This is a genomic window from Streptomyces naganishii JCM 4654 (assembly GCF_014650575.1).
GTDB classification, from domain to species: Bacteria; Actinomycetota; Actinomycetes; order Streptomycetales; family Streptomycetaceae; genus Streptomyces; species Streptomyces naganishii.
The window spans coordinates 1-1,536 of the sequence record NZ_BMVF01000057.1 but is presented as its reverse complement, the minus strand read 5'-3'; the positions used below and the strand labels follow the sequence as shown (position 1 = coordinate 1,536).

The window sequence follows — 1,536 nt, the reverse complement described above, 5'->3', positions numbered from 1 at the left end:
GGAGGTCTCCAGCAGCAACCGCTGCTGCGGATCCATCGCCAACGCCTCACGCGGCGAGATGCCGAAGAACCCCGGATCGAACTCCCCCGCCGCGTGTAGGAAACCACCCTCACGCGTGTACGACGTCCCCGCGTGATCCGGGTCCGGGTGGTACAGCCTCTCCACGTCCCAGCCACGGTCGGAGGGGAACAGCGATATCCCGTCCCCGCCACCGGCCACCAGCCGCCACAGATCCTCCGGCGACTCCACACCACCGGGGAACCGGCACGCCATCCCCACGATCGCGACCAGATCACCGTCGCCGCCCGGCCCACCGGAAACCGGCACCACCGGCACCACGGGCACCGCCGCGCTGTCCGCGTCGCCGACCAGCTCATCACGCAGATACCGCGCCAGATCCCCCGGCGTCGGATAGTCGAACACCAACGTCGCCGGCAACCGCAGCCCCGTCACCGACCGCAGATCATTCCGCAACTCCACCGCCGTCAACGAGTCAAAACCCAACTCCTTGAACGCACGGTTGGACGCGACGGCCTGGGGGCCGGCGTAGCCGAGGACACCGGCCACACTCCGGAGCACCAGTTCAAGCAGCTCACGGTCCTGTTCGACGGCCGGCAGACCGGCCAGCCGCTGCCCGAGCTCGGTACCGGCACCGCCCGAAGTGGACGAGGCGGAGACACGCGGCAGCGGCGCGCGTACGAGGCCGCGCAGGAGTGCGGGTACGGTGCCGGTCGCCGCGGCCTCGGCGCGCAGTACGGCCAGGTCCAGCCGCATCGGCAGCAGCACCGCTTCGTCCACCGTCAACGACGTGTCGAAGAGCGCCAGGCCCTCCTCGGAGGACAGGGCGAGCATTCCGTCCCGCGTCATGCGCCGCAGATCACGGTCACTGAGGTTGCCGGTCATGCCGCTGGCCTCGGCCCACAGACCCCACGCCAACGCACTCGCCGGCAACCCCGCCGCCCGACGACGCTGCGCCAACGCCTCCAAGAACGCGTTCGCCGCCGCGTAATTGCCCTGCCCCGCAGCACCGAACACCGCAGCGGCACCCGAGAACAACACGAACGCCGACAACCCGGCATCCCGCGTCAACTCATCCAGCACCAGCGCCGCATCCACCTTCGGACGCAACACCGCATCCACCCGCTCAGGCGTCAACGACGCGATCACACCGTCGTCCAGCACACCCGCCGCATGCACCACCGCACCCAACGGCCGCCCCACCGGAACCGACGCGAGCACACCAGCCAACGCCTCACGATCAGCCACATCACACGCCACAAGCGTGACCTCGGCACCCGAGGCGCTCAGCTCCGCCACCAACTCCTCGGCACCCTCGGCAGCCATCCCCCGCCGACTGGTCAGCAGCAGATGACGTACGCCGTGCTCGGCCACCAGATGCCGGGCCACCAACCCGCCCAACGTGCCCGTCGCACCCGTTACCAGCACCGTCCCGTCCACCGGGAACGACACCTCCGCCCCGGCACCGGACGCCGGCACCCGCACCAGACGCGGCACCCGCACCACACCAGCACGCAC

At 70.3% G+C, this 1,536-nt stretch carries 1 protein-coding gene; it reads right to left on the bottom strand.

The features are described 5' to 3' along the window. The coding region (locus IE217_RS34315) for a type I polyketide synthase (RefSeq protein WP_190181876.1) at window positions 1-1,536 on the bottom strand (1,536 nt) is incomplete at both ends.